The following is a 15,065-nucleotide window of genomic DNA, read 5'->3' on the forward strand; positions in this document are numbered from 1 at the left end:
CATCCATGGCGCTCACGCCCCCTCAACCGGACCCACCCCGCCTTCGACAGGTTCCTGCGATCTGTCGGAACCTGCCGCTGATGGTGGGTGCCGACCGTTGGTCGGCACGAATGCCTGGAGCATGGGCTTCTGCAGGGACGACTTCGTGGATGGACCTGACTATCTAGTGTTTTTTCAATACGGCTTCGTCAGGGATCCAGTTGTCGTCGGCACCGTCCTGCAATGATGCCGGCACCATCCAGATCAGTACGCCGGCTTCCTCCCCTTCGAGTCGATGCGCGTAAATCCATAACTCAGTCCCCGCTCGATTGAATGCAAGGGATTTCAATGCGATTCCTTCAGGAACGCCGAGACGTGACACATGTCTGCCGGAATCCATGCGCCAGACATCGATGTAACGGCCCGGCGAAGCGCCTGTAGCCGTCATCGCGAGCAGCCTGCCATGCGCCGTGCGTGCCAGTGCCTGGGTGCCGGTTTTTCGTTCCATCTCGAATGCTGCTTCCCCGGTGAAAAGACGATGAATGCGAAGAACGTCCCTTTGCTCTATTGGATCACGAGCCTCTTCGGCGACCCAGTCACCCGCGACGCTTCCCAATACCAGGCGTCCACTGCCTCCGGACCTGACTGGAAAGCTCTTGACCACATCACCTGATGCAGGCTCAACACCGACCAGGCCGCAACTTGTGAACCAGAAAAGTCCGTCACCCAGATCCGGTGCCGGGCCTGGGTAGCAGGATTGCATGTAGCCGAAGACGCGCTGTCTCAAGTTGGTTCTATCTTTCCAAAGCTCCTTCATTTCGATGGCTTTTCCCGACCCTGCATCCATGATCCGCTCAGGGAAGCGGTCCTCCGTCGCCATATGAGACTCTGAGTAAAGATAGGAGTTGCCATCGCGATCGAGTTGCCATCGCTGATCCATGGTGCTCTGCATGCAGTGGTCGCCCCGAATCGCACCGGTGGAATCACCGCTGATCTGTACTGGACAGGACGTGAGAATCTGCTGCGTCGGGCTCGGCTCGGCTGCTGTCAGAGCCCATAGGCGTCCCTTTCGGTCCACCTTCGTCTCAGTGACCCGCTGACCGCCGCCCATCTGCCGTGCCGTAACGGTCCCAGCCTTCTTCGCGGCGATGTAACCGTATGAACTGTCTTTGTCTGACGTGATATGGAACTGGTCATGGGGCAATGAACGAATCTGACCAGAGCCGCAGCCAGGCTGAATTTCCTGGATGGCGTGCCACTGCAACATCGGCATCGCACCGTCCACGGGTAGTCGGGGGACAATAAGCGGAACCGGCGCCTCATCACGTAGATCGAACAGATGCGAGATGACATCCAATGTAGTTTCAGGGCCCGCTGGGAAGTTTGCCGCCAGCGCCTGCACCTCTGCTGAGAATTTCTTGCTGGGGTCCCTCTCAGTGATCAGCTCGGTTTCCCAGTGCGGGTAGGGAATAGCCGTAACCCCCGGGATGGATGCAAAGGCCTTCCATTTGGTGCGGCGTTGCTCTTGGCGTTTCTCTGCATACCAGAGCAGCGTCTGCGAAGGAGCGCCTGTAAGATCAGTGAGATCGATCAGAACAACGTATTTTTCGCCAGATCTGCGGCGCGCGAAATCAGTGTGGAAACTGGAGAACGTCAACCGCTCCACTGCCAGGTCAGTGAACGCGGCGGCTGCGGAGTCGAGATCGGAAGGAGACAGCTGCTCGACGTGGGCGCGCCAGCGGGATTTCTCTTCCGGAGCAATGGCGCCTGCCGCTGCTGCGGCATCAATCGCAGCAATATTCCCCGCGAACGCGATTGCACTCTTCTCCGGATGGAAGTGCCCGTAGACCTTTGCCCACTTCCGCTCCATGTCACCGACAATGGGTCGAGCAACACCACTTTCGCGAAATGACGTTGAGAAATAGCTCCGCGCTAGAAGGGCTGAGCTGACGTCCTGGATCGAAGCAGACACGATGTAGGCCTTGCCCACATAGCTGTCGCCGTCAGCGCGAAGTTGCATGTCCCGGGTATGAGCGTCGCTTGACGCGGTGGGGACAGGTGCGGGCGACAGAGCATCCTGCTTGGGATCCGGGCTCTCCTGGGCGCATGCCGTCGGCATGAGCAGGGCGATGATCGCTGCTGTTGGCAGAATTTTGTGCATGGTTGAGGTCTATGTCCATTTTCCGGCCGATGGCTGCTGCCTCTGAGTGGCGCGGGTAGTGCAAGTGCGAGTTGCCTGCACTATCTGATGCAGAATCTGTGCTGGGCCATGCAACAAGTACGAAATGGGCCTGTAGTTGGCCGGAGCTCGCAGGCCCGGCGCGGGTGCGCGGCCACGGCCCAGGCAATGCGCCAGACCGTTGGCATCAGCGCCCCGCTGCCCTGGAGCCATTGGCCCTGCCGGATTCCTGTTCATCTCCACACGCCCGTTAACACCGGCCATGGCATGCTCGGCGCCAAGCCCACCCGGAACCTCCGCCATGCGCCTGTTCACCCGTGTCCTGCCCCTGATGCTGTTGGCCTCCCTGCTCTCCGGCTGCGGCTACAACGCCATCCAGCAGAAGGATGAAGCGGTCAAGGCCAGCTGGTCGGAGGTCATCAACCAGTACAAGCGCCGCGCCGACCTGGTGCCCAACCTGGTGCAGACCGTGAAGGGCTTCGCCAGCCAGGAAGAGCGTGTGCTGACTGAAGTGACCAACGCCCGTTCGCGTGTCGGCCAGATCAACGTCAATGCCGACGACGAAGCCTCGCTCAAGCAGTTCCAGCAGGCCCAGGGCGAACTTGGCAGCGCGCTGTCGCGGCTGCTGGTGGTCACCGAGAACTACCCGGAGCTGAAGTCGAACCAGAACTTCCGCGACCTGCAGGCGCAGCTGGAAGGTACCGAGAACCGGGTCACCGTCGCCCGCGGCCGTTACATCCAGCAGGTGCAGGACTACAACACCTACATCCGCTCGTTCCCGCAGGTGATCACCGCCAAGATCTTCGGCTACAAGACCAAGCCGAACTTCACCGTGGACAACGAAGCGCAGATCTCCAACGCGCCGGCGGTCGATTTCGGCAACGCGCCGCAGCAGCAGCCGGCACCGCAGCCGGGGACCTGATCGATGCGCCTGGCCTCTGCGCTGCTGGCCCTGCTGCTGTGGCTGCCGCTGGCCTCGCATGCGCAGCAGCTGGCGCCGGTTCCTGCGCTGGATTCGCCGGTGGTCGATACCACCGGCACGCTGGACGCCACGCAGAAGCAGGTGCTGGTGCAGCAGGCGATCGAACTGCAGCAGCGCAAGGGCAGCCAGCTGCAGGTGCTGGTGGTGCCGACCACCCAGCCGGAGGACATCGCGCAGTACACCACGCGGGTCTTCGACCAGTGGCAGATCGGCCGCAAGGGCGTGGATGACGGGGTGCTGCTGGTGGTGGCCAAGGACGACCGGCGCGTGCGCATCGAGCCGGGCTACGGTCTGGAAGGCGCCATTCCCGATGCCATCGCCAACCGGGTCATCCAGGAATACCTGGTGCCGCGCTTCCGCAGCGGCGACTACGCCGGTGGCATCACCGACGCCACGGCGGTGCTGGTCAAGCTGATCGACGGCGAAACGCTGCCGGCACCGGTCAGCGGCCATCGCGGGCGTGAGCCCAGCGGTGGTGGCGATACCTGGTTCCTGGCGCTGTTCATCGGTGTGTTCGCCGGCAGCATCCTGCGCGGCGTGTTCTCGCGCGTGCCGCGCCCGCTGCGAGGCCTTCTCGGCGGCGCCGGTGCAGCGCTGGCGGCGTTCCTGTTCACGTCCACGCTGCTGGCCAGTGGCCTGGCCGGCATCGTAGGGCTGATCGTGGCCATGCTCTCCGGCCATCCGGGCCGCTTTGCCGGTGGCGGCGGCTGGGGCGGTGGCAGCTGGGGCGGCGGAGGCGGCTTCGGCGGGGGCGGTGGATTTGGTGGTGGTGGCGGCTGGGGTGGCGGTGGTGGCCGCTCCGGTGGTGGCGGTGCTTCGGGGGGCTGGTGATGATCCAACGTCTATGTCGGCACGTGTTTTCGCCGTCGGTACGGCGCGCATTCCCGCCCGCCACATTGCAGGCGATCACCGAGGCCATCGCGGCCGGTGAGCAGCGCCACGGTGGGCAGGTGATGTTCGCGGTGGAAGCGGACCTGCCGCTGGCCGCGCTGTGGCACAAGGTCACCCCGCGCCAGGCTGCCGAGCATGCCTTTGCCCGCCTGCGCACCTGGGATACCACCCACAACAACGGTGTACTGATCTACCTGCTGCTGGCTGACCACGCCATCGAGATCGTCGCCGACCGGGGCCTGCAGGGCCGGGTCAGTCCGGCGCAGTGGCAGCGGGTCTGCACCCACCTGCGCGAGGGCCTGCGTGGTTCCCATCCGGTGGAAGCGCTGCAGGATGCCATCGACGAGGTCTCCAGCCTGATCGAAGGGCACTTTCCGGCCCCGACGCGGTCGAACGATGACGCGTTGCCGAACTCGCCCCAGCTCCTTGGTTGAGCCGGGGCGGCACTGGCCCGAGAATAGGCGTTCAACCGCAAGGCACCTTCCATGATCTATTTCCACGACATCGACCCCATCGCCCTCTCGCTGGGGCCGATCAAGGTGCACTGGTACGGCATCATGTACCTGCTCGGCTTCACCGCAGCCTGGCTGCTGGGCCGCAAGCGCATCGCCGATGGGCGCCTGCCGGGAGTCGATGCCAATGGTTTCTCCGACCTGCTGTTCTACGCCATGCTGGGCGTGGTGCTGGGCGGACGCATCGGCTACATGCTGTTCTACGCGCTGGGTGATTTCCTGCACAACCCGCTGCTGCTGTTCAAGGTGTGGGACGGCGGCATGAGCTTCCACGGTGGCCTGCTGGGCGTGATCGCCGCCTGCTGGTGGTGGTCGCGCAAGCACCGCCTGCATTTCTTCGACACCATGGACTTCATGGCGCCGCTGGTGCCGCTGGGCCTGGGCTTCGGCCGCATCGGCAACTTCATTGGTGCCGAGCTGTGGGGCAAGTACACCGACGGCAGCTGGGGCGTGGTGTTCCCGTCCGGCCTGCCGGCACCGCTGAACCAGCTCGACCACGCCACCCTGCAGGCGCAGTTCGCCACCGGCGCGCTGAACCAGTTCGCCCGCCATCCCTCGCAGCTGTATGAAGCGTTGCTGGAAGGCCTGGTGATGTTCGTGGTGCTGTGGACGGTGTCGGCCAAGCCGCGCCACCGCTACCTGGTGGGCGGCCTGTTCGCGCTGCTGTACGGTGTCTTCCGCTTCGCGGTGGAATTCGTGCGCATGCCGGACAACGGCGTCTACGTTGCCTTCGGCTGGCTGACCAAGGGCCAGATCCTGTGCGTGCCGCTGATCGTCTTCGGCCTGGTGCTGCTGGCGATGTCGCGCCGCGCGCCGGTGCTGCAGCCGCAGCTGCCAGTGGCTGTCGAGGGCAAGGCATGAAGGCTTACCTGGACCTGCTCTCGCACGTGCTGGAACACGGCGCCGAGAAGAGCGACCGTACCGGTACCGGCACCCGCAGCGTGTTCGGCTGGCAGATGCGCTTCAACCTGGCAGACGGTTTCCCGCTGGTCACCACCAAGAAGCTGCACCTGCGCTCGATCATCCACGAGCTGCTGTGGTTCCTGAAGGGCGACACCAACATCGGCTACCTGAAGGACAACCAGGTGCGGATCTGGGACGAGTGGGCCGACGAGAACGGCGACCTCGGCCCGGTCTACGGCAAGCAGTGGCGCAGCTGGGCTACCGCCGATGGCGGCGAGATCGACCAGATGCAGTGGCTGGTGGACGAGATCAAGCGCAACCCCGATTCGCGCCGGCTGGTGGTCAGCGCCTGGAACGTGGGCGAGCTTTCGCAGATGGCGCTGATGCCGTGCCACAACCTGTTCCAGTTCTACGTGGTGGATGGCAAGCTCAGCTGCCAGCTCTACCAGCGCAGCGGCGACATCTTCCTCGGCGTGCCGTTCAACATTGCCAGCTACGCGCTGCTGACTCACATGGTTGCGCAGGCCACCGGCCTGGGCGTGGGTGACTTCGTGCACACGCTGGGCGATGCGCACCTGTATTCGAACCACTTCGAGCAGGCCCGCGAGCAGCTGTCGCGTGAACCGCGCGCGCTGCCGACGCTGTGGTTGAACCCGGAGGTGACCGACCTGTTCGGCTTCCAGTTCGACGACATCCGCATCGACGGCTACGATCCGCATCCGGCCATCAAGGCGCCGGTGGCGGTATGAGTACCCGCCTGATTTCCAGGGGCCTGCTGGCGCTGTGCGGCCTGCTGCCGCTGGCCATGGTGCAGGCCGGACCGGCCGATGCGCTGTCGTTGGCCAGGCAGGTCAATGAGCAGATCGTGCACAAGCACATGCGCGAGGAAGTGCAGGCGTTCGCCGGAGCATTCAACGGCAGCACGATGCTGCCCCAGGATGTTCCGGAAGGCTGCCGGGCGCAGATGCGTGAGGCGGTAACCGGCATGTACACGGCGATGACCGAGCACCTGAAGGCGGGCGTCGAGAACCCGGCGTATCAGCGTGAGCTTGAACAGGGTCTGGCCACCGTCTATTCCAACGACCAGCTGAAAGCGTTCCTGGCGCGCGGCGCCAGCGACGATATCGCTGCGCTGTCGGCAGAGATCCTGTCGGGACCGGGCCTGAAGGAGATCGAAGAGGCGCAGAAGCAGAAGATCCTCGCTGGCCTGGATGAGCAGACCACGTCCAGCCCTGCGCTGGCTGCGGCGTTGCAGGCCGCCAGTGCCGCAAACGCTGCCTGCGAACGCCTGCAGATCGACGCCAGCTGAGGAGGTGGTAGCAATGAAGCTGTCGATGATCGTGGCGCTGGACCGCAACCGTGGCATCGGCCAGGGCAATGCCATGCCCTGGCACCTGCCGGATGATTTCAAGCATTTCAAGGCGCTCACCCTGGGCAAGCCGATCCTGATGGGGCGCAAGACCGCCGAGTCGATCGGCCGCGTGCTGCCGGGGCGGACCAACCTGGTGCTGACCCGCAGCGGCCAGGTGCCGTTCGAGGGCATGCGTGCGGTGGCGTCGCTGGACGAAGCGAAGTTGATTGCCGAAGGCGAGGGCGCCAGCGAGCTGTGCATCATCGGCGGCGGCGAGATCTTCCACCAGCTGCTGGAGCAGGCCAGTGACCTGTACCTGACCTGGGTGGATGCCGAAGTCCCCGCCGATACCCATTTCCCCGAAGTGGACGTGCAGGACTGGCGGGAAGTGAGCAGCGAGCCGCACCCGGCCGACGAACGCCACGCGTACGCGTTCCGCTTCGTGCACTACGTGCGCCGTTGACCGCCGCCCATCTGTAGAGCCGAGCCATGCTCGGCTGCTGTTGCCGGACACATCCCGTAGCCGAGCATGGCTCGGCTCTACAGGATTGCCTACGGCATCCGGTAATGCCCGATGATCGTGTGCTGGAACAACAGGTTCTCTTCCCGCGTGCCGCGCGCGATGTTGTGCAGCACCAGCGGCGTGCCATCGGCCAGCTGCCGGTCGGAGACGATGCCCACGTGCAGCAGGCCGTTGCCGTTGAGCTTCCAGGCGACGATGTCGCCGGCTGCGTAGTCGGCGGCGGCGGTGCTGATCGGCTGCTGCCAGCGCTGCCGCTCGAACCAGCGCATCAGGTTCGGTACACGACGATGATCGATGTTGCGGTCCGGCCGTGACAGGCCCCAGATCGCCGGATAGGCACTGAAGTTGCCGCGCATGTCTTCATGCACGCGTGCCTGCAGGTCCAGGCCCTGGCTGCGCAGGGCGCGCACCACCACATCGGTGCACACGCCGCGATCCAGTGGCACGTCGCCGTCGGGATAGGCCAGCACATGATAGGCAGGGTCGTAGCGGGTGGTGACGCCGATCTGCGCGCGCGCCGCAGCCACCAGTGGCGGCGTCGGTGTGCGTTCAGCGTTGTCCGCAGCCGTGGGAGCAGTCGGCGAGCCGGGATGGCAGCCGCTGGCCAGGGCCAGCGTCAGCAGCAGCACCGTCCATGGTGCCCAGCCGTGCCGCGTCATGCCTGCGGCGGGGTGCTGTTGTTGTTGGGACCGCCGGAGCCACCACCACCAGCGCCACCACGGCGACGACGACGGCGCGGGCCGCGGTTGCCCGGGTTGGGGGCCGGAGCATTGCCGCCGCCCTGTTCCTTGCCCTGCGCCGGTGCAGCCGGGCGCTCGTGCGCCGGGCGCGCTGGCGGGCGGGCGTTGGGCACGGGTGCCGGTACATCGCGGCCTGGCACCTGCACCACGCGCAGTTCATCGGTATCGAGCTGGATCGCGGTCAGCTTGCCGCCCCAGACCGCGCCGGTGTCGATGGCGTGCACGCCCTGGGTGATGGTCAGGCCCAGCGCCGACCAGTGGCCGCAGACCACCTTGAGGTCACGCTCGACCCGGCCCGGCACTTCGAACCAGGGATACAGCCCCTGTTCCTGGGTGCCCGGCGTGCCCTTGTCCTCGATGCCGATACGCCCGCGCGGGGTGCAGTAGCGCATGCGGGTGAGCACGTTGATGATCGCGCGCGAGCGGTCGTAGCCGGACAGGTTCGGTGCCCAGCTCGGCTTGTCGCCGTACATGTTGCGGAACAGCTTGCGGTAGCCGGCGCCGTGCAGCTGCACCTCGACTTCGGCTGCATGCTTCTCGGCCATCTGCGTGGTCCACTTCGGCGCCAGGCCGGCGTGCACCATCATCCAGCCCAGCTCGCGGTCCACGTGCACCAGCTTCTGCAGGCGCAGCCAGTCCAGCAGTTCGTCGCGGTCCTCGGCCTGCACGATGCGCAGCAGGTCCGGGTTGACCTTGCGCTGTTCCTCTTCGGTGCGCGCACCGACGGCCAGCAGCGAAAGGTCATGGTTGCCCAGCACCACTACGCTGTGCTCGCGCAGCGAATGCACCAGCCGCAGCGTTTCCAGTGACTGGCCACCGCGGTTGACCAGGTCGCCGCAGAACCACAGGGTGTCCTGCGCCGGGTCGAAACGGATCTTCTCCAGCAGTCGCTGGGTGACGTCATAGCAGCCCTGCAGGTCGCCGATCGCCCACACACTCATCGTTCGGCCTCCGTGTCAGTGCAGGGTACGCGGGATGGCCAGCACGAAAGGTGCGACCGGCGCGGCAAATTCGGTGCCGTCGTCGGCGACCATGTCGTAGTGGCCCTGCATGGTCCCGTGATCGGTCCCCAGCATGACACCGGACGTGTAATGGAAGTCTTCACCGGGACGCAGGCGCGGCTGCTCGCCGATCACCCCGTCACCATCGACGTGCTCGACGCGGCCGTTGGCATCGGTGATGCGCCAGTGGCGTGCGACCAGGCGCGCGGCAACACGCCCCTGGTTGTGGATGCGGATCGTGTAGGCGAACGCATAGCGCCCGTCTTCCGGCGCGGATTGATCGTCGAGGAAGCGCGGTGCGACTTCGACGGAGATGGCATAAACGTCAGCGTCTTCCATACCGGCAGTGTAATCAGGAGGCATTGGCCAAAGCGATGAATTCGGCCACGTCCAGCTGTTCGGCGCGGGCATCGGGACGCACGCCGGCGGCAACGAACTGTTCGGCGGACACCACGTTGTTCAGGGCGTTGCGCAGGGTCTTGCGGCGCTGCCCGAAGGCGGCCTTGACCACCTCGGCGAAACGCTTGTGGTCGTGGATGTTGATCGTGGCCGGGTCACGCGGCACCAGCCGCACCACGGCCGAATCGACCTTCGGCGGCGGCCGGAACGCGCCCGGCGGCACCACGAACAGCGAGGTCACCTGGCAGTAGGCCTGCAGCATCACGCTGAGCCGGCCGTACACCTTGCTGCCGGGGCCGGCGGCCATGCGGTCGACCACTTCCTTCTGCAGCATGAAGTGCATGTCGCGGATCACCGCCGCATGTTCCAGTGCATGGAACAGGATCGGCGAGGAGATGTTGTAGGGCAGGTTGCCGACCAGGCGGATCGGCTGGCCGGCAGCCAGCTCGGTGAAGTCCACGCGCAGCACGTCGCGGTGGACGATGGTCAGCTCGCCCAGCGGCTCGGCGGCGGCGGTCAGTGGCGCGATCAGGTCGCGGTCGAACTCGATCACCGTCAGTTTCGGATGCACGCGCAGCAGCGGCAGGGTGATCGCGCCCTGGCCGGGGCCGATCTCGACCAGGCGGTCACCTTCTTTCGGGTTGACCGCCATCACGATCTTGTCGATGTAGTGGCGGTCGGCCAGGAAATGCTGGCCAAGCTGCTTCTTGGCCGGGGCGGTGAACACCGGGCCGGAGGGGGAATGCGGGGAATTCATGCGCTCAGTGTACGTTGCCGCGCAAGCTGCGCACACAGCGTCGTTGCCGCCTGCAGGCTGGAAGGATCGGCAATGCCGCGGCCGGCAAGGTCCAGCGCGGTGCCATGGTCCACCGCCACGCGCGGGTAGGGCAGGCCCAGGGTCAGGTTCACCGCCTGCTCGAAGCCCGAATACTTCAGCACCGGCAGGCCCTGGTCGTGGTACATCGCCAGCACGGTGTCGAAGCCTGCCAGCTTGGCCGGCAGGAAGGCGGTATCGGCCGGCAGCGGCCCGATCAGGTCCATGCCCTCCGCGCGCAGGCGCTGCAGCAGCGGGATGACCAGGTCCAGTTCCTCGCGGCCCAGATGACCGTCTTCACCGGCATGCGGGTTCAGGCCGAGCACGGCGATGCGTGGTGCGGGCAGGCCGAATTCGCGGCGCAGCGCAGCGTGCACGGTGCGCAGGGTGTGTTCCAGGCCGGGCGCGGTGATCGCGTCGGCCACCTCGCGCAGTGGCAGGTGGGTGGTGGCCAGGGCCACGCGCACGATGTGGTTGGCCAGCATCATCACCACCTTCACCCCGGCCTGGTCGGCCAGCAGTTCGGTGGTGCCGCTGTAGGCGATGCCGCCTTCGTTGATGACCGCCTTGTGCACCGGGCCGGTGACTACGCCGTGCAGTTCGCCGGACAGGCACGCTTGGCCGGCACCGAGCAGGGCGCCGATGACGGCGCCGGCGTTGGCCGGATTGGCCTGGCCGAAGTGGCTGGGCACGGTATTGGCCACCACGCGCACACGCAGATCGCCGGGGACGCGTGCTTCGGCGTCCTCGGGCAACAGCTGCAGGGGCAGGTTCAGCGCGGCCGCGGCCGCGCGCAGGGTATCCGGGTCGGCGAAGGCCAGCAGCCGGCAATCTTCACGCGGCTGCTGGACGAGGCGGACACACAGCTCCGGGCCGATCCCGGCGGGCTCGCCCGGTACCAGAGCGAGCTCGGGGCGCATCGGTCAGGACTGCGGCGGCGTGGCGGTGTTTTCCGCGCGGTCGCCGCTGCGGAAGCTGACGTAGGCTTCGCCACGCAGTTCCTGCAGGAAGCGGTTGTACTCGTCTTCCAGCTTGCGGCGGCCGATGGTCTCGCGGACCTGGGCACGCTGGTTGTCAGTGGTCACGTCGGTCTGGCGGGTGCCCACGCGCTGCACGATGTGCCAGCCGGCATCGGTGCGGAACGGCTGGCTGACGCCGCCGTCCTGGATGCCGGACACCTGCTGGCCGAACGCCGGACCGAACGCGTCGGCCGGGAACCAGCCCAGATCGCCGCCCTGGCCCTTGCTGTTGTTGTCCTCGGAGGACTCCTTGGCCACGGTCTCGAAGTCCGCGCCACCGGCGATGCGGGCACGCAAGGTATCGATCTTGGCCTTGGCGGCAGCGTCGGTCTGGTGATCGTCCACGCGCACCAGGATGTGGCGGCCGTGGTACTCGGTGACCGTGTGCTCGCCACCGCTGGCGGCGCTGGCATCACGCACTTCCACCAGCTTCAGCAGCTGGAAGCCGCTGGGGCCGCGGATCGGGCCGACCACTTCGCCGGGCTTCATCTTTTCCATCATCTGCGCGAAGGCCTGCGGGATTTCGTCCAGGCTGCGCCAGCCCAGGTCGCCGCCTTCCAGCGCGTTGGGGCTGTCCGAATAACGCACGGCGGCGGCGTTGAAGTCCAGCTCACCCTTGTCCAGCAGGGCCTTCACGCCTTCGGCCTTCTTCTGGCCGGTGGCGATCTGGTCGGCGTTGGAGCCGTCGGGCAGGGCGATCAGGATGTGCGCCAGGTGGTACTGGTTGCCAACCGTGGCCTGCTGCTTCAGGGCGGCGTCGACTTCGCCCTCGCTGACGCTGATGCGGCTCTGCGCGAAGCTCTGGCGCAGGCGCTGCACGGTGATTTCATCGCGCACCGAAGCGCGGAAATCGTTGAAGTCGATGCCGTCGTGGGCCAGGCGCTGGCGCAGTGCATCCAGGTTCGAGCCGTTCTGCTGGGCGATGGCATTCATCGCCTGGTTCAGCTCCTGGTCGCTGACGCGGATGCCGCTGCCCTGGGCGCGGGCCACCTGCAGCTTGACCAGCACCAGGCGCTCGAGCACCTGGCGGCTGAGTACGTCTTCCGGCGGCAGCTGGTTTTCACGGCCGGCGTACTGCGCCTTGATGTTGGCGATCGCACGCTGGAGCTCGCTCTGCAGGATCACGTCCTCGTCGACGACGGCGGCGATGCGGTCCAACGGCTGCGCCTCCTGCGCGAGCACCTGCAGGGGGGCGGACACGCTGGACACCGCCAGCAGGGAGGCGAGAAGAACGGGGAAGCGCTTGGTCATGGGATCTGATTCGGATCGTAGTCATCCCGGGTCGCCCCGGTGTTGCTGGGCGGCACGAGATAGAGGTCGTCGCGGTTGTAGCCGAGGATAGCACGGCGCAGCGTACGGTCCGTGTCCTGGCCGATGGAGCTGAGGCCCTTGAGGACGAACTCCAGCTGGATGGAATTGTTCATGTCGCCTTCGCGGTTGCGCACGTAGCGGCGGGCCACTGCACGCACGGCCAGGCAGCAGCTGTCCCACTGCACGCCGGCGATGATCTCCAGCGGTTCCTTGTCCTGCAGCGAGTAGTAATACCGGCCCACCAGGCTCCAGCGCGCATTCAGCGGGTACAGGAACGACAGGTCGGCCTGCTCCAGCAGGGTCCGGTCATGCTTGTTGGCGGTTGCCGGGGCGCCGGCATTGATGCGGTAGCGGTAGCTGAGGTTGATCACGCCATCGTTGGGCATCAGATAACGGGCGCGGACGCTGGCCAGATCCTCGCGCTTGTACTTCGGGTCCCACTGGTAGGTGGCGCCCAGGGTCCAGCGGTCGTTGATCATGTAGTTGCCGTCGGCGATCCATGCCGACTTGCCCTTCTCCACCGGCGCGCCGCCCGGCGTGGTGCTCACCCGCGATTCGTCGAAGTACTGGATCTGGCCGATCGCGGCCGAGAAGCGTTCCTTGCCGGTGGTCTGGTCGATGAAGCGGGTGCCCAGTGCCAGGGTCAGCTGGTTGGCATCGTTCTGGCGGTCGGCGCCGGTATAGCGCGAGTCGCGGAACAGCTGGCCCCAGCTGAAGGTGAAGTCACGGGTGTCGAAGATCGGCAGCTCGTCCTGGTTGCGGTAGGGCGTGCGCAGGTAGAACAGGCGCGGCTCCAGGGTGTGCAGGAACGACTTGCCGCGGATGGTGGTCTCGCGGTCGAAGAACAGGCCGGCATCGAGGCTGCCGATCGGCAGGCTGCGGCTGGGCGAGGTATTGCCGCGCAGCTGCTCGGGCGTGGCGGTGTTCGGATCGATGCCCTGGGAGGTGAGCACGGTACGGCGGACGCTGTCGGCCAGGCCGCGATCCAGGTCATAGGCGGTGTAGCGGTAGGCCAGGGTCGGGGTTACGTACCAGGCTGCGCCACTGATCGGGAACGACACGTAGGGCTTCACGTCCAGGCGCGAGCCACCGAACATGCGCTGCACCTGCCCGTTGCGGGTGTACTGCAGGTCGGTGCCGGCACTGGCGTCGTACTTGAAGTTGACGTCGTCGTGGGTGAAGCGCACCGCTTCGGTGTAGATGCCGGTTTCCAGCCACGGCAGCACCGGCTTGTTCCAGTTGAAGAACAGGCGTGGCTCGCGGTTGTAGGGCAGGGCGCGCTCGTCGAGGGTGTAGTCGGTCAGCTGCCAGCGGTCGGCCATGATGCCGGCCGTCCAGTTCTGGCCTGTGCCGTACAGGCCGATGGTGCTCTGCAGGTTGGAGGCGGTCACCCCCACCAAGCGGTTGGCGAAGTCCTCGACATAGCGTTCGTCGCTCACCCAGGCCAGGTTGGCGCGGGCCTGCCAGTGGCTGTTCACGTTGTGGTAGCCGTCGAACATCACCCGGCCGCGGTCGCGGTCGCGCAGCTTGTCGTTGGGCATGTAGCTGGTCAGCACCTCGCCACGGCCGCCGTTGTAGAGGTAGCGGAACTCGTTGTCGAGCAGCAGGCCGCGCCGGCTCATGTAGCGCGGGGTCAGGGTGTCGTCGTAGTTCGGCGCCAGGTTGAAATAGATCGGCTGCGCATAATCGAAGCCATTGCGCCCGGACATGCCCAGCTGCGGGAACAGCAGGCCGGTCTTGCGGCGGTCATCGATCGGGAACTTGAAGTAGGGCGCCCACAGCACCGGCACCTTGCCGATCCGCAGCACGGCGTTGCGGGCCGTGCCGAAGCCTTCGTCGTTGTCCACTTCGATCTGCGGCGCCGACAGCTTCCACACCGGCTGCGACGGGTCGCAGGTGGTGTAGGTGGAGCGGTGCATCTGGCCGACCGCGCCCTGCAGGTCGACCGACTCGGCATCACCGTTGCCCCGGCGCGACACCAGCTGGTACTTGATGTCGGAGATCTTGTGGGTGTCGCTTTCCTGGTTGCCTTCGGCGCGCTTGGCGACCATCCGGATCGACCCGTCCTGGTAGCGGACATTGCCGTCGGCGATGTAGTTGCCGGTCTCGGTGTCGAAGCTGAGCTTGTCGGTACCGACGAACTGGTCACCCCGGCGCAGCGCCACGTTGCCCTCGTACTGCGGCACCGTGGTGGTGCCCAGCAGCTGGTCGCCTTCGATGTCGGTCGGCTGGTTCTCACGGGCGGCTGCGGCAGCAGCCTTGTCCTGGGCCGGGACCGGGGTGGGGGCGTCGGTGAACGCGGGAATGACGTCGGTGGCCGGGCACAGGCCCCAGTTGAGCGGCTTATCATCGGCCATCGCCGGCAGGCTGATGGCGATGCTCAGAGGCAGGGGAAGCAGGCGGAGGGCTCGGCGCACGCGGTTCGGATTCGGGCGAAAACGGACGGTAGCTTGCCCCATCC

The 15,065-nt window shown here is 66.1% G+C and carries 15 protein-coding genes; 7 read left to right on the forward strand and 8 right to left on the reverse strand.

What is annotated here, in order from left to right; genetic code table 11:
• Positions 1-163: 163 nt before the first annotated feature.
• Entirely contained in the window at positions 164-2,140 is a 1,977-nt protein-coding gene (locus tag ACZK13_RS03340) for a hypothetical protein (RefSeq protein WP_478482256.1), read from the reverse strand.
• Positions 2,141-2,459: 319 nt separating this feature from the next.
• Here ACZK13_RS03340 and ACZK13_RS03345 point away from each other — a divergent pair, with 319 nt between their 5' ends.
• The 7 genes from ACZK13_RS03345 to ACZK13_RS03375 are packed head-to-tail and all read left to right on the forward strand — an operon-like array spanning position 2,460 to position 7,260.
• The gene (locus ACZK13_RS03345) at positions 2,460-3,080 is read left to right on the forward strand and encodes a LemA family protein (RefSeq protein WP_032130538.1); all 621 of its coding nucleotides are present in this window, start codon (positions 2,460-2,462) and stop codon (positions 3,078-3,080) included.
• A 3-nt stretch (positions 3,081-3,083) separates the two neighbouring features.
• Positions 3,084-3,971, forward strand: a complete 888-nt coding sequence (locus ACZK13_RS03350) for a TPM domain-containing protein (protein WP_478482257.1) — start codon at positions 3,084-3,086, stop codon at positions 3,969-3,971.
• Positions 3,971-4,465 (forward strand): TPM domain-containing protein, encoded by a 495-nt coding sequence (locus tag ACZK13_RS03355; RefSeq protein ID WP_478482258.1) that lies wholly within the window; start codon positions 3,971-3,973, stop codon positions 4,463-4,465. Before ACZK13_RS03350 ends, ACZK13_RS03355 begins: the two co-directional genes overlap by 1 nt.
• A 51-nt stretch (positions 4,466-4,516) precedes the next feature.
• Positions 4,517-5,404, forward strand: coding sequence for a prolipoprotein diacylglyceryl transferase (lgt, locus tag ACZK13_RS03360; protein WP_478450479.1), 888 nt, complete (start codon positions 4,517-4,519; stop codon positions 5,402-5,404).
• Complete coding sequence (locus tag ACZK13_RS03365) at positions 5,401-6,195, forward strand: thymidylate synthase (RefSeq protein ID WP_049398135.1); 795 nt, start codon at positions 5,401-5,403, stop codon at positions 6,193-6,195. The genes lgt and ACZK13_RS03365 overlap by 4 nt, the downstream gene beginning before the upstream one ends.
• Positions 6,192-6,755 (forward strand): hypothetical protein, encoded by a 564-nt coding sequence (locus ACZK13_RS03370; RefSeq protein ID WP_329894088.1) that lies wholly within the window; start codon positions 6,192-6,194, stop codon positions 6,753-6,755. Before ACZK13_RS03365 ends, ACZK13_RS03370 begins: the two co-directional genes overlap by 4 nt.
• A gap of 13 nt (positions 6,756-6,768) precedes the next feature.
• Positions 6,769-7,260, forward strand: a complete 492-nt coding sequence (locus ACZK13_RS03375) for a dihydrofolate reductase (protein WP_285303309.1) — start codon at positions 6,769-6,771, stop codon at positions 7,258-7,260.
• An 89-nt stretch (positions 7,261-7,349) separates the two neighbouring features.
• Here ACZK13_RS03375 and ACZK13_RS03380 read toward each other — a convergent pair whose 3' ends face one another.
• From ACZK13_RS03380 to lptD, 7 genes are read right to left on the reverse strand one after another with little or no spacing between them, the layout of a single operon-like run.
• Complete coding sequence (locus ACZK13_RS03380; protein ID WP_478482259.1) at positions 7,350-7,979, reverse strand: DUF1287 domain-containing protein; 630 nt, start codon at positions 7,977-7,979, stop codon at positions 7,350-7,352.
• Complete coding sequence (locus ACZK13_RS03385; RefSeq protein WP_478482260.1) at positions 7,976-9,001, reverse strand: symmetrical bis(5'-nucleosyl)-tetraphosphatase; 1,026 nt, start codon at positions 8,999-9,001, stop codon at positions 7,976-7,978. The genes ACZK13_RS03380 and ACZK13_RS03385 overlap by 4 nt, the downstream gene beginning before the upstream one ends.
• Positions 9,002-9,016: 15 nt before the next feature.
• Positions 9,017-9,400 (reverse strand): Co2+/Mg2+ efflux protein ApaG, encoded by a 384-nt coding sequence (gene apaG, locus ACZK13_RS03390; RefSeq protein ID WP_005412297.1) that lies wholly within the window; start codon positions 9,398-9,400, stop codon positions 9,017-9,019.
• A 13-nt stretch (positions 9,401-9,413) separates the two neighbouring features.
• Complete coding sequence (gene rsmA, locus ACZK13_RS03395) at positions 9,414-10,217, reverse strand: 16S rRNA (adenine(1518)-N(6)/adenine(1519)-N(6))-dimethyltransferase RsmA (RefSeq protein ID WP_369352424.1); 804 nt, start codon at positions 10,215-10,217, stop codon at positions 9,414-9,416.
• Positions 10,214-11,194, reverse strand: a complete 981-nt coding sequence (gene pdxA, locus ACZK13_RS03400) for a 4-hydroxythreonine-4-phosphate dehydrogenase PdxA (RefSeq protein WP_049398141.1) — start codon at positions 11,192-11,194, stop codon at positions 10,214-10,216. Before pdxA ends, rsmA begins: the two co-directional genes overlap by 4 nt.
• A 3-nt stretch (positions 11,195-11,197) precedes the next feature.
• Positions 11,198-12,544: a peptidylprolyl isomerase gene (locus tag ACZK13_RS03405; protein ID WP_032129906.1), complete on the reverse strand. Its 1,347-nt coding sequence runs from the start codon at positions 12,542-12,544 to the stop codon at positions 11,198-11,200.
• Positions 12,541-15,021, reverse strand: coding sequence for an LPS-assembly protein LptD (gene lptD, locus ACZK13_RS03410; protein ID WP_080355245.1), 2,481 nt, complete (start codon positions 15,019-15,021; stop codon positions 12,541-12,543). Before lptD ends, ACZK13_RS03405 begins: the two co-directional genes overlap by 4 nt.
• Positions 15,022-15,065: the final 44 nt, after the last annotated feature.

This window comes from Stenotrophomonas sp. 99219_Sma (assembly GCF_056480785.1).

What these genes read in the sequence shown, in the direction of transcription:
- lgt (WP_478450479.1), top strand. Translation starts at nt 4,517, where the DNA reads ATGATCTATTTCCACGACATCGACCCCATCGCCCTCTCGCTGGGGCCG.
- ACZK13_RS03355 (WP_478482258.1), top strand. Translation starts at nt 3,971, where the DNA reads ATGATCCAACGTCTATGTCGGCACGTGTTTTCGCCGTCGGTACGGCGC.
- ACZK13_RS03345 (WP_032130538.1), top strand. Translation starts at nt 2,460, where the DNA reads ATGCGCCTGTTCACCCGTGTCCTGCCCCTGATGCTGTTGGCCTCCCTG.
- apaG (WP_005412297.1), bottom strand. Translation starts at nt 9,400, where the DNA reads ATGGAAGACGCTGACGTTTATGCCATCTCCGTCGAAGTCGCACCGCGC.
- pdxA (WP_049398141.1), bottom strand. Translation starts at nt 11,194, where the DNA reads ATGCGCCCCGAGCTCGCTCTGGTACCGGGCGAGCCCGCCGGGATCGGC.
- ACZK13_RS03380 (WP_478482259.1), bottom strand. Translation starts at nt 7,979, where the DNA reads ATGACGCGGCACGGCTGGGCACCATGGACGGTGCTGCTGCTGACGCTG.
- ACZK13_RS03370 (WP_329894088.1), top strand. Translation starts at nt 6,192, where the DNA reads ATGAGTACCCGCCTGATTTCCAGGGGCCTGCTGGCGCTGTGCGGCCTG.
- ACZK13_RS03385 (WP_478482260.1), bottom strand. Translation starts at nt 9,001, where the DNA reads ATGAGTGTGTGGGCGATCGGCGACCTGCAGGGCTGCTATGACGTCACC.
- ACZK13_RS03375 (WP_285303309.1), top strand. Translation starts at nt 6,769, where the DNA reads ATGAAGCTGTCGATGATCGTGGCGCTGGACCGCAACCGTGGCATCGGC.
- rsmA (WP_369352424.1), bottom strand. Translation starts at nt 10,217, where the DNA reads ATGAATTCCCCGCATTCCCCCTCCGGCCCGGTGTTCACCGCCCCGGCC.
- ACZK13_RS03350 (WP_478482257.1), top strand. Translation starts at nt 3,084, where the DNA reads ATGCGCCTGGCCTCTGCGCTGCTGGCCCTGCTGCTGTGGCTGCCGCTG.
- ACZK13_RS03340 (WP_478482256.1), bottom strand. Translation starts at nt 2,140, where the DNA reads ATGCACAAAATTCTGCCAACAGCAGCGATCATCGCCCTGCTCATGCCG.
- ACZK13_RS03405 (WP_032129906.1), bottom strand. Translation starts at nt 12,544, where the DNA reads ATGACCAAGCGCTTCCCCGTTCTTCTCGCCTCCCTGCTGGCGGTGTCC.
- ACZK13_RS03365 (WP_049398135.1), top strand. Translation starts at nt 5,401, where the DNA reads ATGAAGGCTTACCTGGACCTGCTCTCGCACGTGCTGGAACACGGCGCC.